This window comes from Kitasatospora sp. RG8 (assembly GCF_017813315.1).
Lineage (GTDB): Bacteria > Actinomycetota > Actinomycetes > Streptomycetales > Streptomycetaceae > Kitasatospora.
In genome coordinates, this window is the sequence record NZ_JAGIYX010000002.1 from 1 (window position 1) to 21,697 (window position 21,697).

The 21,697-nt window shown below is 73.0% G+C and carries 20 protein-coding genes and 7 tRNA genes; 15 read left to right on the plus strand and 12 right to left on the minus strand.

The genetic code is table 11. The annotated features are described in order from the left end of the window. On the minus strand, positions 1-944 hold a 944-nt coding region (locus J5Y04_RS02865; RefSeq protein ID WP_209410099.1), incomplete at its 3' end, for a serine/threonine-protein kinase. 442 nt (positions 945-1,386) lie between these two features. Between J5Y04_RS02865 and J5Y04_RS02870 the strand changes: the two genes are divergently transcribed. Further along, on the plus strand, positions 1,387-1,584 hold the full coding sequence (locus tag J5Y04_RS02870) for a hypothetical protein (RefSeq protein ID WP_148647613.1): 198 nt from the start codon (positions 1,387-1,389) through the stop codon (positions 1,582-1,584). Positions 1,585-1,956: 372 nt separating this feature from the next. Here J5Y04_RS02870 and J5Y04_RS02875 read toward each other — a convergent pair. The 5 genes from J5Y04_RS02875 to J5Y04_RS02895 all read right to left on the minus strand — a co-directional run bounded on the left by J5Y04_RS02875 (position 1,957) and on the right by J5Y04_RS02895 (position 2,475). Beyond that, positions 1,957-2,028 (minus strand) — tRNA-Val (locus J5Y04_RS02875). Positions 2,029-2,069: 41 nt separating this feature from the next. Then, positions 2,070-2,141: transfer RNA gene (locus tag J5Y04_RS02880), tRNA-Val, on the minus strand. 41 nt (positions 2,142-2,182) lie between these two features. After that, a tRNA-Val gene (locus J5Y04_RS02885) sits at positions 2,183-2,254 on the minus strand. A gap of 34 nt (positions 2,255-2,288) precedes the next feature. Continuing rightward, positions 2,289-2,362: transfer RNA gene (locus J5Y04_RS02890), tRNA-Cys, on the minus strand. 40 nt (positions 2,363-2,402) lie between these two features. Then, positions 2,403-2,475 (minus strand) — tRNA-Gly (locus tag J5Y04_RS02895). 475 nt (positions 2,476-2,950) lie between these two features. Here J5Y04_RS02895 and J5Y04_RS02900 point away from each other — a divergent pair. The 3 genes from J5Y04_RS02900 (at position 2,951) to J5Y04_RS02910 (ending at position 5,989) form a co-directional block, all read left to right on the plus strand. Beyond that, a complete protein-coding gene (locus J5Y04_RS02900; protein ID WP_209410101.1) occupies positions 2,951-4,000 on the plus strand; it encodes a chorismate-binding protein in 1,050 nt (349 codons plus the stop codon). A 104-nt stretch (positions 4,001-4,104) separates the two neighbouring features. Beyond that, positions 4,105-4,935: an aminotransferase class IV gene (locus tag J5Y04_RS02905; protein WP_209410103.1), complete on the plus strand. Its 831-nt coding sequence runs from the start codon at positions 4,105-4,107 to the stop codon at positions 4,933-4,935. 211 nt (positions 4,936-5,146) lie between these two features. Then, the gene (locus J5Y04_RS02910) at positions 5,147-5,989 is read left to right on the plus strand and encodes a GNAT family N-acetyltransferase (RefSeq protein ID WP_209410105.1); all 843 of its coding nucleotides are present in this window, start codon (positions 5,147-5,149) and stop codon (positions 5,987-5,989) included. Here the strand turns inward: J5Y04_RS02910 and J5Y04_RS02915 are convergent. Beyond that, a complete protein-coding gene (locus J5Y04_RS02915; RefSeq protein ID WP_209410107.1) occupies positions 5,955-6,509 on the minus strand; it encodes a DsbA family protein in 555 nt (184 codons plus the stop codon). The genes J5Y04_RS02910 and J5Y04_RS02915 overlap by 35 nt on opposite strands. A 132-nt stretch (positions 6,510-6,641) precedes the next feature. On the opposite strand from J5Y04_RS02915, the gene J5Y04_RS02920 reads away from it, so the two are divergent. Then, positions 6,642-7,169, plus strand: coding sequence for a hypothetical protein (locus J5Y04_RS02920; protein WP_209410108.1), 528 nt, complete (start codon positions 6,642-6,644; stop codon positions 7,167-7,169). 43 nt (positions 7,170-7,212) lie between these two features. On the opposite strand, the gene J5Y04_RS02925 is transcribed toward J5Y04_RS02920, so the two are convergent. Continuing rightward, positions 7,213-7,782, minus strand: coding sequence for a CGNR zinc finger domain-containing protein (locus J5Y04_RS02925; RefSeq protein ID WP_148647608.1), 570 nt, complete (start codon positions 7,780-7,782; stop codon positions 7,213-7,215). Between the two features lie 458 nt (positions 7,783-8,240). Continuing rightward, entirely contained in the window at positions 8,241-8,654 is a 414-nt protein-coding gene (locus tag J5Y04_RS02930) for an SsgA family sporulation/cell division regulator (RefSeq protein ID WP_030056266.1), read from the minus strand. 194 nt (positions 8,655-8,848) lie between these two features. Between J5Y04_RS02930 and J5Y04_RS02935 the strand changes: the two genes are divergently transcribed. The 3 genes from J5Y04_RS02935 to J5Y04_RS02945 all read left to right on the plus strand — a co-directional run bounded on the left by J5Y04_RS02935 (position 8,849) and on the right by J5Y04_RS02945 (position 9,851). Beyond that, positions 8,849-9,361 carry a TIGR02611 family protein gene (locus J5Y04_RS02935; RefSeq protein WP_209410110.1) on the plus strand — a complete coding sequence of 171 codons (513 nt, stop codon included), beginning with the start codon at positions 8,849-8,851 and terminating at the stop codon, positions 9,359-9,361. A 125-nt stretch (positions 9,362-9,486) separates the two neighbouring features. Continuing rightward, positions 9,487-9,558: transfer RNA gene (locus J5Y04_RS02940), tRNA-Val, on the plus strand. A gap of 221 nt (positions 9,559-9,779) precedes the next feature. After that, a tRNA-Val gene (locus tag J5Y04_RS02945) sits at positions 9,780-9,851 on the plus strand. An 80-nt stretch (positions 9,852-9,931) separates the two neighbouring features. On the opposite strand, the gene J5Y04_RS02950 is transcribed toward J5Y04_RS02945, so the two are convergent. Then, positions 9,932-10,699: a 3'-5' exonuclease gene (locus J5Y04_RS02950; RefSeq protein ID WP_209410112.1), complete on the minus strand. Its 768-nt coding sequence runs from the start codon at positions 10,697-10,699 to the stop codon at positions 9,932-9,934. A gap of 148 nt (positions 10,700-10,847) precedes the next feature. On the opposite strand from J5Y04_RS02950, the gene J5Y04_RS02955 reads away from it, so the two are divergent. From J5Y04_RS02955 to J5Y04_RS02970, 4 genes are all read left to right on the plus strand, one after another. Continuing rightward, complete coding sequence (locus J5Y04_RS02955) at positions 10,848-11,402, plus strand: DUF4365 domain-containing protein (protein WP_209410114.1); 555 nt, start codon at positions 10,848-10,850, stop codon at positions 11,400-11,402. Positions 11,403-11,433: 31 nt separating this feature from the next. Continuing rightward, positions 11,434-12,588 (plus strand): hypothetical protein, encoded by a 1,155-nt coding sequence (locus tag J5Y04_RS02960; RefSeq protein WP_209410116.1) that lies wholly within the window; start codon positions 11,434-11,436, stop codon positions 12,586-12,588. Positions 12,589-12,675: 87 nt separating this feature from the next. Continuing rightward, positions 12,676-14,655 carry a threonine--tRNA ligase gene (gene thrS / locus J5Y04_RS02965; RefSeq protein ID WP_209410118.1) on the plus strand — a complete coding sequence of 660 codons (1,980 nt, stop codon included), beginning with the start codon at positions 12,676-12,678 and terminating at the stop codon, positions 14,653-14,655. Between the two features lie 149 nt (positions 14,656-14,804). Continuing rightward, positions 14,805-15,365 (plus strand): HIT domain-containing protein, encoded by a 561-nt coding sequence (locus J5Y04_RS02970; protein ID WP_148647602.1) that lies wholly within the window; start codon positions 14,805-14,807, stop codon positions 15,363-15,365. A 63-nt stretch (positions 15,366-15,428) separates the two neighbouring features. Here the strand turns inward: J5Y04_RS02970 and J5Y04_RS02975 are convergent, their stop codons facing one another. After that, positions 15,429-17,075, minus strand: a complete 1,647-nt coding sequence (locus J5Y04_RS02975) for a hypothetical protein (protein WP_307852899.1) — start codon at positions 17,073-17,075, stop codon at positions 15,429-15,431. A gap of 190 nt (positions 17,076-17,265) precedes the next feature. On the opposite strand from J5Y04_RS02975, the gene J5Y04_RS02980 reads away from it, so the two are divergent. Next, positions 17,266-17,718: a thiol-disulfide oxidoreductase DCC family protein gene (locus J5Y04_RS02980; RefSeq protein ID WP_209410120.1), complete on the plus strand. Its 453-nt coding sequence runs from the start codon at positions 17,266-17,268 to the stop codon at positions 17,716-17,718. Here the strand turns inward: J5Y04_RS02980 and J5Y04_RS02985 are convergent. Continuing rightward, entirely contained in the window at positions 17,697-19,754 is a 2,058-nt protein-coding gene (locus tag J5Y04_RS02985; RefSeq protein ID WP_209410122.1) for an elongation factor G-like protein EF-G2, read from the minus strand. The two genes, J5Y04_RS02980 and J5Y04_RS02985, sit on opposite strands and share 22 nt — an antisense overlap. Before the next feature lie 278 nt (positions 19,755-20,032). Here J5Y04_RS02985 and pgsA point away from each other — a divergent pair, with 278 nt between their 5' ends. Both pgsA and J5Y04_RS02995 read left to right on the plus strand, forming a co-directional pair. Continuing rightward, positions 20,033-20,680, plus strand: coding sequence for a phosphatidylinositol phosphate synthase (gene pgsA, locus J5Y04_RS02990; RefSeq protein ID WP_209410124.1), 648 nt, complete (start codon positions 20,033-20,035; stop codon positions 20,678-20,680). 17 nt (positions 20,681-20,697) lie between these two features. Then, positions 20,698-21,687, plus strand: coding sequence for a phosphatidylinositol mannoside acyltransferase (locus J5Y04_RS02995; protein WP_307852900.1), 990 nt, complete (start codon positions 20,698-20,700; stop codon positions 21,685-21,687). Positions 21,688-21,697: the final 10 nt, after the last annotated feature.

The window sequence follows — 21,697 nt, forward strand, 5'->3', positions numbered from 1 at the left end:
TGCGGCACCGGTGCCGCGGCCGCGCCACGACCGGGGACGCCGGGACGGCCGGGCGCCGCCCCGGGGGGCCGACCGCCCGGGGCGCGCGCCGGCCGGTCCGGGCCCGCGCCGTCGGGCGACGCCGTGCCTCGGGCCGCCAGTTCGCTCAGCCGCTCGTGCAGTGCGGCCGCGCCGGGCCGCTCGGCGGGCTCCTTCGCCAGGCAGGCCCCGATCAGCGGGGCCAGCGGCGGCGGTACGGCCGACAGGTCGGGCTCCTCGTGCACGACCCGGTAGAGCATGACCTCGGAGGAGGCCCCCGAGCCGAACGGGGTGTCCCCGGTGAGCGCGTACGCGAGCGTGGCACCGAACGCGAAGACGTCCGTCGCGGGGGTCACCGCGGCGCCGCGCACCTGCTCGGGAGCCAGGAAGCCGGGGGAGCCGACCGCCGTGCCGACGTGGGTGAGCGTGCTCGCGCCGCGCGACCAGGCGATGCCGAAGTCGATGATCCGCGGCCCACGCGGCGAGAGCAGGATGTTGGACGGCTTGAGGTCCCGGTGGACGACGCCGGCCTCGTGCACCTTGACCAGCCCGTCGGCGAGCGCGGCCCCGACCCTGGCGGCCTCCGGCCAGCTCAGCGGGCCCTCGTCACCGACCCGCTTGTACAGCGACGGGCCGGGGACGTACGCGGTGGCCAGCCACGGGCGGTCGGCCTCGATGTCGGAGCCCACCACGCGCGCCGTGCAGCCGCCCCGGATCCGGGAGGCGGCGGCGATCTCGCGGGCGAAGCGGGTGCGGAACTCCACGTCCTCGGCGAGCTCGGCACGGATCAGCTTGAGCGCGACCCGCTGCCCGCGGCGGTCGGAGCCGAGGTAGACGACCCCCATGCCGCCGGCCCCCAGTCGCCGGTGCAGGCGGTACGGCCCGACGATGCGGGGGTCCTCACGCCTCAGCCGCATCATCGCCATCTTCGTTCCCCGTCAGCCCGTGGGTGAGGCCCCGTCGGTTGGGGCATCGTCAGTTCCTGTCTGGCACAGCTTACGGACTGCCCGCTGCGGTGTGCTGATACGCAACGCCTCAACCCTCCGTGCGATTGTCGGATCTTGCCTTGCCCAGCAGGTCACGGGGGTGCCGAAACGATTCTCGGGGTCGCCTCTCAGGGTTCCCCCGGGGGTGCGGTCGAGACCGTCTCCCCCTCCGGTAGTAGTCCCTGAGTCGGAGCGTCATCCTCCGGGATGCCCGCAGAACAGTACGAGGGCATGACGTCCGGCCACCCCCTCGCGCCATAGCGTTGTCCTCAGCGGTGGACGGGAGCTCGTCCCCCGAGGTAGCCGTCCACCGCGTCCACTCCGACCCGGCCGCACGACCGGTCCGGCAGGCACGGGCAGCACACGAACCAGGAGCAGGGGCATGGCAACGCAGGTCACGGGATCCCCCCGCCGCCGTCGGCCGGCCTTCACCCAGCGCCAGTCCGCGGAGCCGACCAGACACCCCGCGGTTGCGCTCGCCATGGCACTGCCCTGTGCCGTGCTGCTGGTGATGCTCTTCGGCGGGTGGGAGCAGATGGCGAGCCAGGCCCAGGCCGTCGCCGACCTGATCACCCGCTGACGACCGGCTGTCAGAGCCGGCCAATGAACGGGCACTGATCCCCTGGGGACGGGGAGCCAGTGCCGCCGGGGAAGGCCCGCGCCCGTGATGACACGCGGACGGGCGAGAGCGGTGCGCAGGAGCACCCCGGCAGGCGGAGATGCCGCGTACGGACGTCGGTGAGGGCGACCGTACGCGGCTCTTCTTCTTCTCCGGCCTTCTTCCCGCGGCTCGACCCGGCGTCCCCGACCACAGCCCCGCACCGGCGTACCCACGCCCCACGCCCCACGCCACACGCACCGACAGCACCACACCGGCCCCCGGCACCGTGCCCGCGCAGCACAAAACGGCCGGGGCCGTGACCCTTACGGATCACGGCCCCGGCCGGTACTGTGCGCGATACTGGGATTGAACCAGTGACCCCTACCGTGTCAAGGTAGTGCTCTCCCGCTGAGCTAATCGCGCCTGGTGTGGCGGTCTTGCAGCAGACCCCGAAGGATCCGACGTGCGCGATACTGGGATTGAACCAGTGACCCCTACCGTGTCAAGGTAGTGCTCTCCCGCTGAGCTAATCGCGCCTGGTGTGGCGGTCTTGCAGCAGACCCCGAAGGGCCCGACGTGCGCGATACTGGGATTGAACCAGTGACCCCTACCGTGTCAAGGTAGTGCTCTCCCGCTGAGCTAATCGCGCGGGGAGGTCTTCCGGCAGAACCGGATGATCCTCTTGGAGGTGGAGACGGGATTTGAACCCGTGTAGACGGCTTTGCAGGCCGTTGCCTCGCCTCTCGGCCACTCCACCAGGCAACACACGAAGAACGATCTTACACTGTTCTCCATCGAGCGGACGACGAGATTCGAACTCGCGACCCTCACCTTGGCAAGGTGATGCTCTACCAACTGAGCCACGTCCGCCTGTCTCCCGGGATCTTCACCGCTTTTCTTCGGCTGCGCTCCCTGGCGACGTGTTGAACTCTAGCGGATTCCTGGGCCAGCTAAAAATCCGTTCCCGCAGCGTGCCGAGGGGGCGCCCGCCGAGCGCCGTTCGACGGGCCGTTCGACGGGCCGTTCCGCAGGGTCGCCGGCCCCCACCGGCGGCGCTCCCGGACGATCATCGGCAGGCCACCCGGCGCACACCCGCGCGACGCCCGCGGCTGCTCGCGCCCCCGCCGCACGACCGGGCGAGGCCCCCGCGCGGCTGAGGGCGCCGGCCCGCCCCCGCGCCGCCGGACACCGAGGGCCGTCGAGCCGCCCGCCGCCGAGCCGCCTCACCCGCACCCCGCACCCGCACCCCGCTCGCACCCTGCATCCCACCCGCACCCCAGGCCCCATCCGAACCCCCGACCTACACTTCAGGCACCGCAGCCCAGCCACCCCGTGCAGGAGAACCGTGTCCGGCCACCCCGCCCCCTACAGCCCGCTCGCCCGCTTCGGCGGCCGCCTCGCCACCGGGCTGCGCGACGTCACCTCGGACCCGGCCGCGCTCGACTCCTCCGGCTACTGGGCCGTCGCCTACGACTTCGAGGGCCGGCTCACCTGCGCCCGCTTCGACGACCTCCGCCCCGCGCCCGCGCCCCCGTCCGGAGCGGGCTGGCTGGGACCGGCCGCCGACGGCTGGCACAGCTCCCTCGACCGCGACGCCTACACCGCGGGCGTCCGCCGCATCCGCGAGCACATCGCGGCCGGCGAGGTCTACCAGGCCAACCTCTGCCGGGTGCTCACCGCGCCGCTGCCGGACCCGTCCCGGACCGACGTGGACGCGCTCACCGGACTGCTCGCCCACGGCAACCCGGCGCCCTACGCCGGGACGATCCGGCTGCCCGGGAGCGGCGTCGAGATCGCCACCGCCTCCCCGGAGCTCTACCTGCGCCGCGACGGCCGCACCGTCTCCTCCGGTCCGATCAAGGGCACCGGCCGCACCGAGGCGGACCTCCTGGAGAAGGACCACGCCGAGAACGTGATGATCGTCGACCTGGTCCGCAACGACCTCGGACGGGTCTGCGAGACCGGCACGGTCACCGTTCCCGACCTCTGCGCCGTCGAGAAGCACCCGGGGCTGGTGCACCTGGTCTCCACGGTCCAGGGCACCCTGCGCGCGGACGCCGGCTGGCCCGAGCTCCTGGAGGCGACCTTCCCTCCCGGCTCGGTCACCGGCGCCCCCAAGTCCAGCGCCCTGCGGATCATCGAGGCCCTGGAAACCGCCCCCCGCGGCCCCTACTGCGGCGCCGTCGGCTGGGTCGACGCCGACCGCGGTGAGGGCGAACTCGCCGTCGGCATACGCACGTTCTGGCTCGACCGGACGGACCCCGGGGCGCCCCTGCTGCGCTTCGGCACGGGCGCCGGCATCACCTGGGGCTCGGACCCCGAGCGCGAGTGGGCGGAAACCGAACTGAAGGCCGCCCGCCTGGTCGCGATAGCGTCGGGCACCGAGACCGGCTGAAGGCGAGAAGCCCGCCTGAACCGGGACGAACACCGGACGAACACCCGGGCCTGCCATCGGTCCGGCACACCCCACCGCACCACCGCCTTGAGGAGCAGCCCTCGATGCAGCACCCGACCACGAGCTGGGTCAACGGCTCACTTGTCGACTCCGCGGACGCCGCCGTCTCCGTCCTCGACCACGGACTCACCACCGGGGACGGGGTCTTCGAGACCCTGAAGGCCGTCGACGGCCGGGTCTTCGCCCTCACCCGCCACCTCGACCGGCTCACCCGTTCCGCCCGCGGTCTCGGACTGCCCGACCCCGACCACGACGTGGTCCGCGAGGCCTGCGCCCAGGTCCTCGCCGCCAACCCGATGCCGCTCGGCCGCCTGCGCCTCACCTACACCGGCGGCGCCTCCCCGCTCGGCTCGGAGCGCGGCAACGACACCCCGACCCTGGTCGTCTCCCTCGGTGCCGCCGCCCACCGCCCCGACACCACCGCGGTCGCGACCGTCCCGTGGCGCCGCAACGAGCACAGTGCCGTCGCCGGCCTCAAGACCACGTCGTACGCCGAGAACGTCGTCGCGCTCGCCGCCGCGCACCGCGCCCGCGCCTCCGAGGCGCTGCTCGCCAACACCGCCGGACGTCTCTGCGAGGGCACAGGCTCCAACGTGTTCGTCGTCCTCGGCGGACGGCTGCTCACGCCCACCCTCGCCTCCGGCTGCCTGGCCGGCATCACCCGACGGCTCGTCGTCGAGTGGTGCGACGCCGAGGAGGCCGATCTGCCGTTCGACGTGCTCCAGGAGGCGGACGAGATCTTCCTGACCTCCACCCTGCGCGACGTCCAGGCCGTCACCCGCGTCGACGACCGTGAACTCCCCGGCCCCGGGCCGGTCACCGCCAAGGCCATGGCCGTCTTCACCGAGCGCAGCGGCGACGACCTCGACCCGTAACCCGGCAGGGCCCGCACCCCGCCCCGGCCTGTACCCAGCCCGCACCCCGCCCGGGCCCGGACGACTGTCCGGGCCCGGCGCGCGCAGGTGCGGGCCCGGCGCACGCCGGCCGCGGCCCGCAACCCCTCCGCGCGCGGCCCCGGCGAAGCGACGGACCCCGAGACCTCCCGCGGCGGATAGAACACCCGCACGGAGGGGAAGGGACCCCGACATGACCACCACGCTGCGCCCCGAGGGGCCGGAATCACCCACCGCGGCCGGCGGCCGCACCAGACGCTGGCAGATCTGCGCCAACGGCCGCCCGGTCGGCGCCCTGCGCACCACGACCGTCCCGCGTGGTACCCAACTCTGGGGTGAGCTGTCGGAGTTGGAGGTCTACGAGGGGCGCGGCCGGGGGCGCGGGACGTTCGGCGCCCTGGCCGCCGAGGAGGTGCTGCGCGGCCTGGGCTGCTCCCGGGTGGACGCCGACATCCCGGAGTCGGCGCAGCCCGCCCGGGGCCTCGCCGCGACCCTCGGCTACAGCGAGCGGATGCGGAACATGGCCAAGCGGCTGACCGTCGCGCCCGAGCTGCCGGCGGCCGTCGTGGCGCGCCGGATCGGTCCCGAGGACTTCCCCGGCTGGCTCGACGAGGCCAAGGAGGGCTACATCAGCGACCTGCTCTCCTCCGGCCTCAACGAGGAGCAGGCGCGCGCCAAGTCGGACGCCGATCACGTGCACCTGCTGCCACAGGGCGCCGACACCCCCGGGGTGGCCCTGCGCCGTCTCTACGGGGACGGCCCGGACCCGCTGGGCGCGCTCTGGCTGGCCCTGCGGGTCCGTGACCTGCCCGACGGCGGGCCGTTGGCCTGGGTGATGGTGGTGGAGGTCGCCGAGGCCCACCGGGGGCGGGGTCACGGCCGCTCGCTGATGCTGCTAGCCGAGCGCGAGTGCCTGGCCGCGGGCGTGCACGACCTGGGGCTGAACGTCTTCAGCGGCAACCGGGTGGCGATCCGCCTGTACGAGTCGCTCGGTTACCGGATCACCAACAGGGTGTACGGCAAACCGCTTCTCTGACAGGAGGGTTGACGATCGGCCAGGAGGCCTTCGACGCCTCGATGAGGGCGGTGATCCGGTCCCGCAGACCGTCCTGGCTCTGCCCGCCGTCCAGCCGCTGCCCGGCGATCACGTACGTCGGCGTACCGGTCACCCCGATCGCCTTGCCCTCGGCCTGGTCGGCATCCACGATCAGCGTGTGCCGGCCGTCGACCAGGGCGGTGTCGACCTCTTCGGCGTCCAGCCCGACCTCGCGGGCCACCTCCAGCAGCAGCTCCTCGCCGCGCGCGTCCAGCTCCTCGACCCGGGCCAGCAACGCCTCGACGTACGGCCACCCCAGCCCCTGGGCGAACGCCTCCTCGGAGGCCTGCGCCGCGGCGTACGCGTGCTTGTGCTTCTCCAGCGGGAAGTGCCGAAGCTCGATGGCGAGCGCGTCGCCGTACGCGGCGCGCAGCGCCCGTACGTCGTCCAGGGCGGTGCGGCAGTCCGGGCACTGGAGCTCGCACCAGAACTCGAGGCGGGGGAGGGAACCTTCGATCATGTCCCCAGTGTTCCACTAGTGGGCCCCGCCCCCGTCCCGGTGGTGCGCCGGGGCGCCGGCCCGAGCGACGGGAGGTCCGATGACCGGAACGACCAGGGTGAAGAGGGCGGACGGCACGAGCGGGGTGCGGCCGTGCTGACGGCGGCGGCCGCCTTCGTGCTGACCGCCGGCGGGGTGGCCGTGGCGGGCCTGCGCGCCTACCGCCGGCGCTTCCTGTCCGCGACCCGCTGGTTCGCCGTGGCGCTGCTGCCGGCCGGGCTCTACCTGAGCGGGCTGTTCCCGGTGGCGCGGACGATCGGCAGCGAGCTGGCCGACTGGGCGACCGGGCTGGTCTTCGACCCGCGGGTCTGGACGGGTATCGCGCTGCTCGCGGTCTCGGCCGGTCTGCTGGTCGGCACCCGCTGGGCGGGCCGGCGCAGCGCCGTGGGCGCGGGGGAGTCCCGTCCGGAGGCCGCCGGACCGGCCCCGGCGCGGCCCGCGGTGGCCGGTGCGCCCGCACAGCCGTCGGCCGGAGCGGCGAGGCCGGCCGGAGCGGCGAATCCCGCCGGCGCCCAGAAGCCCGCGCAACCCGCGAAGCCCCCGAAGGCGGGCAAGCGGGACGACGGCCTCGGCGACGACTTCGCCGACATCGAGGAGATCCTCCGCCGCCGCGGGATCTGAGCCGTCGCGGCGTCCGAGGGCGGGCGGGCGGCCGGCGGCGGCCTCAGGCCGAGGGCACGGCCTCCGCCGAGCGCTGCCGTGCGCGGTAGGCGGCGACGTGCAGCCGGTTGCCGCAGGTGCGGCTGTCGCAGTAGCGCCGGGAGCGGTTGCGCGAGAGGTCCACGAAGACGCGCGCGCAGTCCGGTGCCTCGCACCGCCGCAGCCGCTCCCGCTCGCCCGCGGTGAGGATGAACGCCAGCGCCATGCCCAGCTCGGCCGCGAGGTGGTCGTGCAGGGCCGCGTGCGGGGCGAAGTAGTGGATGTGCCACCCGTGGTGGTCGTGGTTGGTCAGCCGGGGCGTGGTGCCGGCGTCCGCGACCAGGGCGTTGACGAGCTCGGCAGCCTCCACCGTGCCCTCGGTGCCGAAGACCTCCCGCAGCCGGGTGCGCAGGTTGTGCACGTTGTGCAGGTCGCTCTCGGTCAGCGAGTCGACCTCGCTGATCTCCTGGCGGATCACGAAGGCGTCCAGTGCGGCCACGTCGGGCAGCAGCTCGGTGCCGCACACCTCGGGTGCGGTGTTGAGCAGCTCGACGAGGATGCTCAGCGCGCACTCGGTGTCATGGGTGATCAGCACGATGGGGGCTCCTCGCGCGGAGGGGGCCGTCGGCACCCCGCGTCTACGGTCAACCCAGACCTTACCGGGCCCCGCCGCACGGGGCCGAAGCTTCTTGCCGAAGGACGGTACGAAGGTCGTTGTTCCGTGCGACGGCGCGGTGCCGCACGGGCGCCGCACGGGTGCCCGGCCGGACACACCGGGCTGCCCGGGAGGGCGCCGGAGCGCCACGCTCCCGGCCGCCCGGGCAAACGGGCGCGCCCGGCAGCGAGGCCGGCCACCCGTACGGATGGCCGGCTCCGGTGCCGGGCGCCTGCGGTGCGGTGGCCCGCTCCGGGTGGGAGCGGGCCGTTTCACCGGCCCCGAGACCGCGTCGTGCGCGGCTGAGTCTGCTGCCGTGCCCCCGAGTAGGACGGCTGCGGTGACGGCAGGGGGTGCGGCCCCGCCGACAGCGGGGCTTGACCGCCTCCCGGACGGGGTCAGCTTTCGGCGAGGATGTGGGACAGCTCCCGGTCGAGGTCGAAGTGACGGTGTTCGGTGCCGGGGGGCACGGCGGCGTCCGTCCGCTTGAGGAACGACTCAAGCGCGCGGGCCGGGGCCTCCAGCAGGGCTTCTCCTTCCGGAGAGCTCAGCGCGATGCAGACCACCCCTTGCCCGTGGCTGCGCGAGGGCCACACCCGGACGTCGCCGGTGCCCGTGGGTCGGTGCAGCCCCTCCGCAAGGAGATCTCGGGCGAACACCCACTCCACGGTCTCGTCGGCGCCGGTGTGGAACGTGGCGTGCACGGCATAGGGGTCGGCGGTGTCGTAGCGCAGGCCCGCGGGGACGGGCAGTGAGGACTCGCTGGACACGATGAGGCGCAGGTGCAGCTCGCAGCTGACCGTGGTGTTCATAAGCGCCATGGCCTTTCGCTCAGTGTGCGCTCGGGGAATCGCACGTCGGCGAACGGACCATCCCACCTCCAAGACCGATGTAAACCCCTCTGTCCCGATTCGGGGGCGAGTCGTACCCCTTACGGCGCATTGCGGAATCGGCACGGCACGCCCGTCGGGGCATTACCGGGCCGCTTCTCGGTTAGTTTCCTGGCATGACTGTGCGAAGCGACAAGGCGCGCGGGAACGCGGGCGGGAACACGAGAACGGGGGAGGCCGTCGTGCCGGACGAGACGGGGGCGCGGGACCAGGACGGCGGGGGCGGCGGGGAGCCGGAGGGCGTGGAGGGCGGCAGGCCGCTCGGCTCGCGGGCGCCGCACTTCATCCGGCGGTCCCGGCCGCTGCACCTGAGCTGGCAGGTGGCGGTCTTCCTGGCCGGCCTCGCGGTGGTGGTGGCCGGGGTGATCATGCTGCCGTTGCCCGGGCCCGGCTGGGTGGTCATCTTCCTGGGCATGGGCATCTGGGCGACCGAGTTCGTCTGGGCCCAGCTGGCCCTTCGCTGGACCCGGCGCAAGGTGGCCGAGGCCGCCCAGAAGGCGATGGACCCGCGGGTGCGGCGACGCAACATCACGCTCACCGTGATCGGCCTCGCGGTGATCGCCGCGATCGGGGGCTGGTACCTGTGGAAGTACGGGCTGGTCATGCCCTGGAAGATCAAGGACAGCTGACCCCGGACGGCCGCAACCGGTGGCGCCCGTCCGGGGGACGGGCCGGGTGCCGTCCGGAGCCGGGTGCCCGGAACGAGGGGTGTTCGGAGCACCCCACGGGATGCGGTAATGTTTTCCCTGCACCCGGGCGATTAGCTCAGCGGGAGAGCACTTCGTTCACACCGAAGGGGTCACTGGTTCGATCCCAGTATCGCCCACCGGAATGCATTGTGATACGTAAGGCCCAGCCGATTATCGGCTGGGCCTTACGTGTATTTCCACAATAGGGTGAACAACTGCCCGGGAGTTGCCCCGGAATCGGGCTGAGGCGCAGTCATCTTCCATGTGGAGTGCGAGTTCTGCCGACGGGCCAGGTGGTCGCCGGGGATCCGAGTTGTACGACACCCCCCGAATGGTGCTACTGTTCATCTCGTTGCCCGGGCGATTAGCTCAGCGGGAGAGCACTTCGTTCACACCGAAGGGGTCACTGGTTCGATCCCAGTATCGCCCACCGGACAGCACGCAGGCCCTGATCGGAACACCGGTCAGGGCCTGCGGCGTTCGCGGACCAACCGAGTCCCGGACGGCCCGCTAGGCCGCCACCTCGCAGCTGTGCCCCGGCAGGAGCCGGCGCCCGCAACCGCACCGGGCCGGCCGCAGCGGCCAGGAGAGGTCCACCCGCTCCGGCGTCCCCGAGCGGTCGAACCAGTTCTGCAGCCCCCGCGCCTGTGCCGCGTGCCAGACCGCCTGCCGCAGGTGCAGCTCCGCCGCCGACAGCCCGCCCAGCGCCGCCGGGTAGCGCGCGCCGATCGCCCGGACCAGCTCCAGCGCCGCCGTCGCGTCCGCCGCCGCGTCGTGGGCCCCGGCCAGCTCCACCCCGTAGTGCGCGCACAGGTCGGTCAGGGTGCGCCGGCCCTTGCGGTAGCGGTCCACGTGCTTGTCCAGCACCCTCGGGTCGAGCACCAGCAGCCCCGTCGGGCCGAGCCCGTCCGCGAGCGACATCGACCAGTGCCGGCGCAACTCCCGGTCCAGCAGCGTCAGGTCGTACGGCGCGTTCATCACCACCACCGGCAGTCCGGCGCGGGCCTGCCCGGCCAGGGCGCGGGCGATCTCCGCCACCACCGTGCGGGCCGGGCGGCCGAACGCGCGCACCCGCTCGTCCGTGATGCCGTGCACCGCACGGGCGCCGTCGGGTATCGGGACGCCCGGGTCCGCCAGCCAGGCGGTGGTCCGCGCCGGGGCGCCCGGGGCGGGCTGGACGACGAGGGCGGCCGAGACGATCCGGTCGGACTCCACGTCCACGCCGGTCGTCTCGGTGTCGAAGGAGGCGAGCGGGCCGGTGTACCAGTGCTGCTGCATGACTGCCCCTCAGGACTGCGTTCCCGGGAGGGTGATACCGCTCCTGACGCCCGTTCAACCGTTTGGCCGTGGCCGCGCCGGGCACCCTGCCTTCGGGTGTCCCGTCCGAATCCGGACGGGCCCGGGTGCCGGGGGAGGCAACGGGGCGATGACGCTGACACAGCCGCAGCCCGGGGAGGCCGCGGACGTCCTGCGGGGGAACCTCGCGGTGACGGCCTGCATGGAGACCCTGCAGGTCGGCTACCTGCACGCGGTCGCCGCGGCGGCCGGCTGCTCGCTCTCCCAGCCCTTCCCGGACAACGGCATCGACTGGCACGTCAGCCACGGTTCCCGGGCGCACGAGGTCGACGACGAGGTCACCATCAAGATCCAGCTCAAGGCCACCCAGCAGATCGCGCCCCGGCCGCGCGGACCGTCCTTCGGCTTCACCCTCGACAACGACCACCTGCGCAAGCTCGCGCGGGCCCGGGTCGCCGTACCCCGGATCCTGGTCGTGATGCTGCTTCCGCGCCGGGTCGACCACTGGCTGGCGGCCGGACCGGACGCGCTGGAGCTGCGGCACTGCTGCTACTGGGTCAACCTGGCCGGCCACCCGGTCACCGGGCAGCGCCGGACCAACGTCCGGGTGCCCACCGCGAAGGTCTTCGACGACCGCGCACTGTGCGACATCATGGCGCGGGTCGGTGCGGGCGGCAGCCCGTGACGGCCCGGCCCCGGCGGGGAGGAGCAGGACCATGACGCTGCCGCACGGGCCACGGGACGGTGCCCCGCCACTTCCCGACCCGGCCGCCGTCGACCCGGCGGTGCTCGCCACACTGCTCGCCCGGCACGGCTGGGTGCGCCGCGGCGGTCCGTCGGCCCGGTACGGGCGCTGGACGCCACCGGGCGACGCCGACCCGGGCACCAGCCTGCTGGTGCCCGCCGGGGGCGGCTTCGACGACGCGGTCGAGCTGCTCGCCGAGGCCGTCACGGCGCTGTCGCACTCCCGAAGCCCGTCCGCCCGCTCGATCCTGCTGGCGCTCGCCGTGCCCGGTGACGAGCTTCAGTGGCAGCGCGAGCTGCCCGGACCGGCCGGCACCGTGCCCTGGGACGACGCCGAACGCCTCCGGCGGGCGGCGCGCTCGATGCTCGCCGCCGGCGCCAAGGCCGGACGGACCAGGGCCGCCTACTTCGGCGCCCGGCTCGACACCTGGGCCGGGGACTTCCTCGAAAGCGTGCTCGTGGTGGACGGCGTCGGCGGGCTCACCGCGTACACCCCCGCACCCGAGGGCCGGGCCGCGGTGACCACACTGGTCCGGGCCCTGGAGGCACTGCGCGACGCCGTCGACTACCGGCGGGTCAGCGGCGGGCCGGAGGCCTTCGAGAACGCCGTCCAGGCCGGGGTCAGCCGGGAGCTGGTGCAGTCCGTCGAGGAGCTGGTGCGGGGCGCCACCGCCGGCCGGCTCGCCGTCGCCTGGTCGGCCGCCGCCGGGACGCCCGGCGGATTCGGCGACCGGCAGATCGCCCTGGAGTTCTCGCCCGGCGACCTCCCCGCCCTGGAGGAGGCCGCCGCACTGCTGGAACGGATCGAACCGGCCGTCGCCGTCACCGTCGTCGGCGTCGTGGTGCGGCTCAAGCGCGCCGACCCGGCCGGCCCCGGAACCGTACGACTGCGCGTCCTCGGCGGCGCCGAGGTCAGCGAGGTGAAGGTCCGCCTTGCCGACCCGGCGTACCGGCTGGCCGCCGAGGCCCACCTCGCGGGCGCCCCGGTGCGGGTCAGCGGCCGGCTGGAGCGGCGCGGAGGGTTCCGCCGGCTCACCCACCCGCACGGGCTGGAACCCTGCGGGCTGGAGGAGGCCGAGCGGCAGCGGCTGCTGAAGAGCCTGGGAGAAGGGGGACAGGGGGCGTAGGTGCACGGCCGGGGCGGTGCTCTCGGTACCATCGTCACGCGCAGCGCAGTGTTGCGTCCTATGAATCCAGCACGTCAGGAGAGACCGGTGACGGACGTCCGGGTAATCATCAACCGCGAACCCGATCGGGAAGAGCGCGTGGTGACCACGGGCACTACGGCCGCCGAGCTCTTCGCCGACGACCGCTCGATCATCGCCGTCCGCGTCGGCGGCCAGCTCAAGGACCTCGCGTACGTCCTCCAGGACGGCGACGAGGCCGAGCCGGTCGCGATCGGCAGCAAGGACGGCCTGGACATCCTGCGCCACTCCACCGCGCACGTCATGGCGCAGGCCGTGCAGCAGCTCTTCCCGGAGGCCAAGCTCGGCATCGGCCCGCCGGTCAAGGACGGCTTCTACTACGACTTCGACGTCGAGAAGCCGTTCCACCCCGATGACCTCAAGGCCATCGAGAAGCGGATGCAGGAGATCATCAAGCGCGGGCAGAAGTTCTCCCGCCGCGTGGTCACCGACGAGGCCGCCACCGAGGAGCTGGCCTCCGAGCCGTACAAGCTGGAGCTGATCGGCCTCAAGGGCTCCGCCGCCACCGCGGGCGAGGGCGCCGACGTCGAGGTCGGCGCCGGCGAGCTGACCATCTACGACAACCTGGACGCCAAGTCCGGCGAGCAGTGCTGGGGCGACCTCTGCCGCGGCCCGCACCTGCCGTCGACCCGGCACATCCCGGCGTTCAAGCTGATGCGCAACGCTGCCGCCTACTGGCGCGGCAGCGAGAAGAACCCGATGCTCCAGCGCATCTACGGCACCGCCTGGCCGAGCAAGGACGAGCTGAAGGCGCACCTCGACTTCCTCGTCGAGGCCGAGAAGCGCGACCACCGCAAGCTCGGCAACGAGCTCGACCTCTTCTCCATCCCCGAGGAGATCGGCTCCGGCCTCGCGGTCTTCCACCCCAAGGGCGGCATCATCCGCCGGGCCATGGAGGACTACTCGCGCCGCCGGCACGAGGAGGAGGGCTACGAGTTCGTCTACACCCCGCACGCCACCAAGGGGAAGCTCTTCGAGAAGAGCGGCCACCTCGACTGGTACGCGGACGGTATGTACCCGCCCATGCAGCTCGATGAGGGCGTGGACTACTACCTGAAGCCCATGAACTGCCCGATGCACAACCTGATCTTCGACGCGCGCGGCCGCTCGTACCGTGAACTGCCGCTGCGCCTCTTCGAGTTCGGGACGGTGTACCGGTACGAGAAGTCCGGCGTCGTGCACGGCCTGACCCGGGCCCGCGGCTTCACGCAGGACGACGCGCACATCTACTGCACCCGCGAGCAGATGGCGGAGGAGCTCGACTCGACGCTGACCTTCGTGCTCAACCTGCTCCGCGACTACGGTCTGACCGACTTCTACTTGGAGCTGTCGACCAAGGACCCGGTCAAGTACGTCGGCAGCGACGAGACCTGGGAGGAGGCCACCGCCGTCCTCGCCGCCGTGGCCGAGAAGCAGGGTCTCCCGCTGGTCCCGGACCCGGGCGGCGCGGCCTTCTACGGCCCGAAGATCTCGGTGCAGGCGAAGGATGCGATCGGCCGTACCTGGCAGATGTCGACCATCCAGCTCGACTTCAACCTGCCGGAGCGTTTCGACCTGGAGTACACCGCCGCGGACGGCTCGCGCCAGCGGCCGGTCATGATCCACCGCGCGCTGTTCGGCAGCATTGAGAGGTTCTTCGCGGTGCTGCTGGAGCACTACGCCGGCGCCATGCCGCCGTGGCTGGCCCCGGTCACCGTGACCGGCATCCCGATCACCGACGAGCACGTGCCGTACCTGCTGGAGGTCGCGGCCGAGCTGAAGAAGCGCGGGATCCGGGTCGAGGTGGACACCTCGGACGACCGGATGCAGAAGAAGATCAGGAACGCGCAGAAGAGCAAGGTCCCGTTCATGCTGATCGCCGGCAACGACGACGTCGAGGCGGGTGCGGTCTCCTTCCGCTACCGCAACGGCGAGCAGAAGAACGGCGTGCCGCTGGCCGAGGCGATCGCCGAGATCGTGGACGCTGTGGAGCGCCGCATCCAGGTGTGACGTGGTCCCCGCGCGCGAGCGGGGGTGGTCCGATGCACGAGATGATCAAGCGCGGACAGTAGTGGTGGGCCCCGCCCGGGCGGGGGTTCGCGGGGCAGTCTCCTCAGGGAGTCTGCCCCGCACTGCTTTGCAAGCCACGCCGGGCGAATATGCTGATCAGCATGACGACTGAGCCGGAACTGCAGCGGGGCGTCGGCGAGCCGGACGGCTTCCGCCGCCTGTGGACCCCCCATCGGATGGCGTACATCCAGGGCGAGAACAAGCCCACCGGCCCGGCTCCGGACGACGGTTGCCCGTTCTGCTCGATCCCGTCGCTGAGCGACGAGGACGGGCTGGTCGTCGCGCGCGGCAGCGCGGTGTTCGCCGTGCTGAACCTGTACCCGTACAACGGCGGGCACCTGATGGTCGTCCCGTACCGGCACGTCGCGGACTACACGGAGCTGGACGACGCGGAGACCGCCGAGCTCGCGGTGTTCACCAAGAACGCGATGACGGCGCTGCGGGCGGCCTCGGGGGCGCACGGCTTCAACATCGGGATGAACCAGGGCACGGCGGCCGGCGCCGGGATCGCGGCGCACCTGCACCAGCACGTGGTGCCGCGCTGGGGCGGGGACACCAACTTCATGCCGGTGGTCGGCCACACCAAGGTGCTGCCGCAGCTGCTGGCGGACACCCGCAAGATGCTGGCCGAGGTCTGGCCGCAGGGCTGACCTCGCGGAGACCGAAGGGCCCGCAGCCGAGTCCGGCTGCGGGCCCTCTCGACGTCCGCGTGCTCAGCCGGCGTCGTACTGGTCGACCTTGTACGGGCGGCTGCCCTGCGCCTCGGACTTGATGATCGAGGCGCGGTTCTTGAAGAAGCGCTCGGTGTCGAGGTCGTGCTCCTCCAGGAACTCCAGCGTGGCCGCGTGGACGGCGCTGAGCACCGGGGAGGCGACGTTGAGCGCGTTGTCGGTCATCGACCGGGTGTTCCACGGCGGCGCGGCCCAGGCGTGCCGGAAGCCGAAGGGCTCGGGCAGGCCGAGGCCGCCGCCGAGCCAGGCGAGCAGGCCCGGGATCCGGTGGAAGGGCGCGCGGACGGCCTGGCGGACCACCTCGTCGTTGTCGATCAGGGGGAGCTTGAGGGTCTGCTCCTCCCAGAACTTCACGGTCTTGGGGACCGTCTTCTCCTTGTCCTTGGGCTTGTCGAAGAAGAGGCCGTTGACCGGGCCGAGCGCGTAGCCGGCCACCGTGATGTTCATGGTGTGGGCGAGCAGGACGACGGTGACGGTGAAGGTGATGACCAGCTTGCCGTCGTGCGTCACGAACTGGGTGGCGAGGTAGTGCCGGGGGCCGCCGGGGAAGGTCTGCTTGTCGGCGATGGCCTGGATGGCGAACTCGCGCATCCGGTCGCCGTCCATGTCGGCGCCGCCCGGGCGGCCGATCTCGTCGGCGCCCTCGCCGACCTCCAGCACCACCCACTGCTTGACGGCGATGCCGGGGATCCCGCTGTTGGCGACGTCGCTGATGCCGAGGGCCTTGATGTGGCCGGAGATCTTGCGGACGAGGTCCCAGGGGTGGAAGGCGCGGTAGTCGAGGTGGCCCTCGGCCGGGCGCAGGTTGTCGACCAGCCGCCACTCGCCCCAGCGCTTGCCGACGCCGAGGATGCCCTTGCGGCCGGCGTAGTGCTGGATGTTGGTCTCCTGCTCGGACTCCAGCCGGCCGAGTTTGGCGCGCAGGTCGGCGGCCTTCTTGTCCAGGTCGTCGCGGGGGACGGCCTTGGGGACGGTGGCGGCGACGGCGTTGCCCTCGACGAGGGCCAGCCAGCGGGCGCGCAGGTCCAGGGCGGAGGCGAGCACGACGCGCTTGGCGAGGTACCAGCCGACGACCGGGGCGAGCATGACCAGGCGCAGGTAGATGCCGAGCAGGCCGCCGGCGGGCGGCTTGATCGCGAGGAGCAGGGCGAGTGCGGCGGCGAGGGCGAGGACGATGCCGCCGTAGGCCGCGGCGTTCTTGGGGTTGTCCCGCTTGAGCCAGGCGCGCAGCTGGAAGGCGCCGAGCCAGAGCAGGGTGCCGGGCAGGAAGAGGACGCCCGTGACGACGGTGACGCTGGTGAGCTTGCGGTCGCGTGCGGCCCGGAGGTCCTCGGCGGCGAGGCAGTGCTCGACGATCTGGCGGGTGTCGATGCCGAAGGAGGGGACGAGCGGCTTGCGGTCGCCGCCGAGCGCGCGCCCGATGACGGCGCGGCTGAAGGCCTCGCCGAGGTTGGGGCGGAAGAGCGCGAAGCGGCCCTTCTTCGCGGTGGCGTCGGTGACCGCCGCGACGAAGTCGTGGACCTCGCCGTCGCGGTAGGCGGCCGAGGAGAGCGCCTGGGTGACGGCGGTCTGCGGGCCGGCGTCGGTCCGGGGTATCTGCGCACCCGGGGTCATGTCGAGTGTGGTCACGGTGGCGTCCCCTCCTCCCCTTGTCAGCGTCAGCGGCAGGTTACCGTGCCCCGGTACCGCCGCGCGGATGATCGTCTGAAGTGCCGTCACGTTCGGGCCACGCGGGGCCCGTCCGGCATGATGCCCAGCTTCGGGTGCGCTGACGCCCCTGGTGATCAGGCCGGGGGGCGCAATGGGGCACGATGGGCGCATGGAGCGATCCGAGGGAGCTGCGGTGAAGGATCCGGTGCTGGTCTTCGACGGGGACTGCGCGTTCTGCACGACGTGCGCGGGGTGGGCCGAGCGGTACCTGCGGCAGACGCTGGCCTCGGGGGGCTGGGAGGCGGTGCCGTTCCAGTTCGCCGACCTGGCGGAGCTGGACGCGCGGGCCGGCGGGCACGGCGAGGTGTCCTGGGAGCGGGCCGAGCGCGAGGTGCTCTGGGTGACGCCGGCGGGCCGGGTGCACGGGGGTGCGCAGGCGGTGGCGCGGCTGTTGATGCGGACGGGCGGGGCCTGGGGGTACCTGGGCGGGGTGCTGGCGCTGGCGCCGGTGCGGCCGTTGGCGGGCGTGGTGTACCGCTGGGTGTCGAGGAACCGGCACCGGATGCCGGGCGGTACGCCGGCCTGTTCGCTGCCGCAGGCTCAGCGGGCGTCGTCGGTGTAGCGGGCGGCGAGTGCGGTGGGCATGGGTTCGTGGCGCAGGTGGGCGCGGGAGAACTCGGCGGTGCCGTGGGTGAGTGAGCGCAGGTCGACGGGGTAGCGGGCGAGTTCGAGTTCGGGGACCTCGGCGCGCAGCAGGGTGAGTGAGGGGCCGCCGGTCTCGGTGCCGAGGACGCGGCCGCGGCGGGCGGAGAGGTCGGTGAGGACGGCGCCGAGGTAGTCGTCGGGGAGCAGGACGCTGACGGCGGCGACGGGTTCGAGCAGCCGGATGACGGCGTGTTCGGCGGCGTCGCGCAGGGCGAGGGCGGCGGCGGTCTGGAAGGCGGAGTCGGAGGAGTCGACGGAGTGCGCCTTGCCGTCGGTGAGGGTGACGCGGACGTCGACGAGCGGGTGGCCGGTGGCGACGCCCTTGGCGAGCTGGGCGCGGACGCCCTTCTCCACGGAGGGGATGAAGTGCCGGGGGACGGCGCCGCCGACGACGTGTTCCTGGAACTCGAAGCCGGAGCCGGCCGGGAGGGGTTCGACCTCCAGGTCGCAGATGGCGTACTGGCCGTGGCCGCCGGACTGCTTGACGAGGCGTCCGTGGCCGGCGGCGGCGGTGCCGAAGGTCTCGCGGAGGGCGACCCTGGGTTCGACGGTGTCGACGTGGACGCCGTGGCGGCCGCGAAGCCGGTCGAGGACGACCTCGGCGTGGGCCTCGCCGGTGCACCAGAGGACGAGCTGGTGGGTGTCGGGGTTCTGTTCCAGGCGCAGGGCCGGGTCCTCGGCGACGAGCCGGGCGAGGGCCTGGGAGAGCTTGTCGTCGTCGGCCTTGCTGTGGGCCTCGATGGCGATCGGCAGCAGGGGTTCGGGGGTGGTCCAGCCTTCGAGCTTCACCGGGTGGCCGGGTTCGTGGACGCTGTCGCCGGCGCGGGCGGTGGTGAGTTTGGCGGCGCAGACGAGGTCGCCGGCGACGGCGTGCGGGACGGGGCGCTGGAGTTTGCCGAAGGGGCTGGTGAGGGCGGTGACGCGTTCGTCGCCGTCCTGGCCGTCGGGGTGGTCGGGGCCGGTGAGGTGGATCCGGGTGTCGGGGCGCAGGGTGCCGGCGTAGACGCGCAGCAGGCTGATCCGGCCGACGTAGGCGTCGCCGGTGACGCGGACGACCTGGGCGGCGAGGGGGGCGTCGGGGTCGCACTCGGGGCCGGGGCGGGTGCGTTCGGTGGGGTCGGGGAACGTGGTGGTGATGAGGTCGAGGAGTTCGGTGGCGCCGAGGCCGGCGTCGCTGGTGGGGACGGCGGGGTGGAGGGTGCAGGCGAGGACTTCGCGGCGCATGCCGGCTTCGAGCGCGTCGGTGTCGAGGGGTTCGCCGGCGAGGTAGCGCTCCATGAGGGTGTCGTCCTGGCCGGAGATGGCCTCGACGAGGCTCTCCCGGGCGGGGCCGGTGTCGGGGAGCGGGTCGGCCTGGCCGTAGGTGTGTCCGGTGAGGAGGTCGACGCTGCCGTCGGGGCGGCCGTCGTGGCGGACGGGGAGGAAGAGCGGGCGCAGGGTGTCCGGTCCGAGGCCGAAGGCGTCGTGGCAGGCGGTGAGGATCTCGTCGAAGCCGCTGCGGGCGACGTCGAGCTTGGCGACGGCGATGGCGCGCGGGATGCCTTCGGCGGCGCACTCGCGCCAAAGTGCGCGGGTGGGCGCGGTGACCGGGTCGGTGGCGGAGACGACGAAGACGGCGGCGTCGGCGGCGTGCAGGGCGGCGCGCAGATCGGCGGCGAAGTCGGGGTGGCCGGGCGGGTCGAACAGGTTGATCTTGACGCCGTGCCATTCGAGGGGGAGCAGGGAGAGCTGGACCGAGCGCTGTTGCTGGTGCTCGATGTCCTCGTGGTCGGAGACGGTGTTGCCGTCGGCGACGCGGCCGGTGCGGCCGATGGCGCCGGCGGCGAGGGCGAGGGATTCGGCGAGGGTGGTCTTGCCCACGCCGCTGCAGCCGATGAGGACGACGTTGCGCAGATTGCCCGGGCCGGTGACGGTGGGCGCCTGGCCGGCTCGTGCGGTGCTGCGGTCGGGCATCGGGGTCTCCTCCCGTCGCGCCGAGACTGTCGTTGAAAGTCTAGGTGCGGTGTTCCCGGGGCCGCGTGTCGTGGGGGCGGGTGGTGACCGTGCGTGTGCGGCCGTGCGCCCGGGGTTGCGGGCGGGCGGGGTGCGGGGGCGGGCGGGCGGTGCGGTGCGCCGGAGGGTGTCGTCGGCGTGGCTACGATGGGTGCGCCGGTTGGGCTGATCCAGTCGGCCGTCTGCCGCGTACTCCGCCGCAGGCGGGTACCAGGGAGATCGGAGCGGTCGGGAAGGCCATGCTCAACAAATACGCGCGTGCCTTCTTCACACGTGTCCTGACCCCGTTCGCCGCGTTCCTGATCCGGCTGGGTGTGAGCCCGGACGCCGTGACGCTGGTCGGTACCGCCGGTTCGGTGGCCGGTGCGCTGGTGTTCTTCCCGCGGGGGGAGTTCTTCTGGGGCACCATCACGATCACGCTGTTCGTCTTCTCGGACCTGGTGGACGGGAACATGGCCCGGCAGCTGGGCCGGACCAGCAAGTGGGGGGCCTTCCTGGACTCCACGCTGGACCGGGTGGCGGACTCGGCGATCTTCGGCGGCCTGGCGATGTGGTACGCGGGCAACGGCGACAACAACCTGCTCTGCGCGGTGGCGGTCTTCTGTCTGGCGAGCGGCCTGGTGGTGTCGTACACCAAGGCCCGGGCGGAGAGCCAGGGGTTGCCGTGCGACGTGTCGGGGCTGGTGGAGCGGGCCGAGCGGTTGGTGATCAGCCTGGTCGGCGCCGGGCTCGCGGGCCTTGCCACGTTCGGTGTGCCGTACGTGGAGTGGCTGCTGCCGGTGGCGCTGTGGCTGGTGGCGGCGGGCAGTCTGGTGACGGTGGTCCAGCGGGTGCTGACGGTGCGCCGGGAGGCGTTCGAGGCCGACCGAGTGGCGGCCGGAAGCTGAAGGGGAGCGGGCCTGCGGTGAAGGACCGACTGGTGTACTCGGCGTACGCGCTGGGCTGGGCGGCGCTGAGGCACCTGCCCGAGCCGGCCGCGCGGGGCCTGTTCGACGGCATCGCCGACTTCGCGTGGCGCAAGCGCGGCAAGCGGGTGCTCCAGCTGGAGGCCAATCTGCTGCGGGTGCGCCCGGGGTTGGACGAGGCCGGGCTGCGGGAGCTGTCGCGGGCCGGGATGCGCTCCTACATGCGGTACTGGATGGAGTCCTTCCGGCTGTCGGTGTGGAGCCGGCAGCGGGTGGCCCGGGACGTGCAGGTCGAGGGCTTCGAGCAGCTGCGGGAGGCGATGGAGTCCGGGCGCGGCGCGGTGATAGCGCTGCCGCACATGGGCAACTGGGACCTCGCGGGCGCCTGGGTGGCGCTGGAGGGCTACCCGTTCACGACGGTCGCGGAGCGGCTGAAGCCGGAGCGGCTGTTCGACCGGTTCGTGGCGTTCCGGGAGGGCCTGGGCATGGAGGTGCTCGCGCTGACCGGCGGCGGGGGCAACGTGATCGGCGCGCTGGCCCGGCGGCTGCGCGAGGGGCGGCTGGTCTGCCTGGTCGGTGACCGGGACCTCTCGGAGGCGGGCATCGAGGTGACCTTCTTCGGTGAGGCGACCAGGATGCCGGCGGGTCCGGCGGCGCTCTGCCAGCGGACCGGGGCGGCGTTGCTGCCGGTGTCGCTCTGGTACGACGGCCCGGTGATGCGGGCGCGGATCCACCCGGAGGTCCCGGTGCCGGCGGAGGGGGACCGCAAGGAGAAGACGCAGCTGATGGTGCAGGCGATGGCGGAGGTCTGGGAGGAGGGCATCCGCGAGCACCCCGAGGACTGGCACATGCTGCAGCGGTTCTGGCTCGCCGACCTGCCGGTCCGTGCCACGGTGGAGGCACCGGCGGTGGGCCGGGCCGTCCACCCCGTCGCGGAGCCGTCCGGCGAGCCCGCCGGAGAGCCCGCCGCCGAGGCCTCCGGGCCCTGACGGCGAACCT

Bases quoted from the DNA above. Each gene is read 5' to 3' on its own strand.
- J5Y04_RS02870 (WP_148647613.1), top strand. From the start codon at position 1,387: ATGGCAACGCAGGTCACGGGATCCCCCCGCCGCCGTCGGCCGGCCTTC.
- J5Y04_RS02905 (WP_209410103.1), top strand. From the start codon at position 4,105: ATGCAGCACCCGACCACGAGCTGGGTCAACGGCTCACTTGTCGACTCC.
- J5Y04_RS02910 (WP_209410105.1), top strand. From the start codon at position 5,147: ATGACCACCACGCTGCGCCCCGAGGGGCCGGAATCACCCACCGCGGCC.
- J5Y04_RS02915 (WP_209410107.1), bottom strand. From the start codon at position 6,509: ATGATCGAAGGTTCCCTCCCCCGCCTCGAGTTCTGGTGCGAGCTCCAG.
- J5Y04_RS02930 (WP_030056266.1), bottom strand. From the start codon at position 8,654: ATGAACACCACGGTCAGCTGCGAGCTGCACCTGCGCCTCATCGTGTCC.
- J5Y04_RS02935 (WP_209410110.1), top strand. From the start codon at position 8,849: ATGACTGTGCGAAGCGACAAGGCGCGCGGGAACGCGGGCGGGAACACG.
- J5Y04_RS02950 (WP_209410112.1), bottom strand. From the start codon at position 10,699: ATGCAGCAGCACTGGTACACCGGCCCGCTCGCCTCCTTCGACACCGAG.
- J5Y04_RS02955 (WP_209410114.1), top strand. From the start codon at position 10,848: ATGACGCTGACACAGCCGCAGCCCGGGGAGGCCGCGGACGTCCTGCGG.
- J5Y04_RS02960 (WP_209410116.1), top strand. From the start codon at position 11,434: ATGACGCTGCCGCACGGGCCACGGGACGGTGCCCCGCCACTTCCCGAC.
- J5Y04_RS02970 (WP_148647602.1), top strand. From the start codon at position 14,805: ATGCTGATCAGCATGACGACTGAGCCGGAACTGCAGCGGGGCGTCGGC.
- J5Y04_RS02980 (WP_209410120.1), top strand. From the start codon at position 17,266: ATGGAGCGATCCGAGGGAGCTGCGGTGAAGGATCCGGTGCTGGTCTTC.
- J5Y04_RS02985 (WP_209410122.1), bottom strand. From the start codon at position 19,754: ATGCCCGACCGCAGCACCGCACGAGCCGGCCAGGCGCCCACCGTCACC.
- pgsA (WP_209410124.1), top strand. From the start codon at position 20,033: ATGCTCAACAAATACGCGCGTGCCTTCTTCACACGTGTCCTGACCCCG.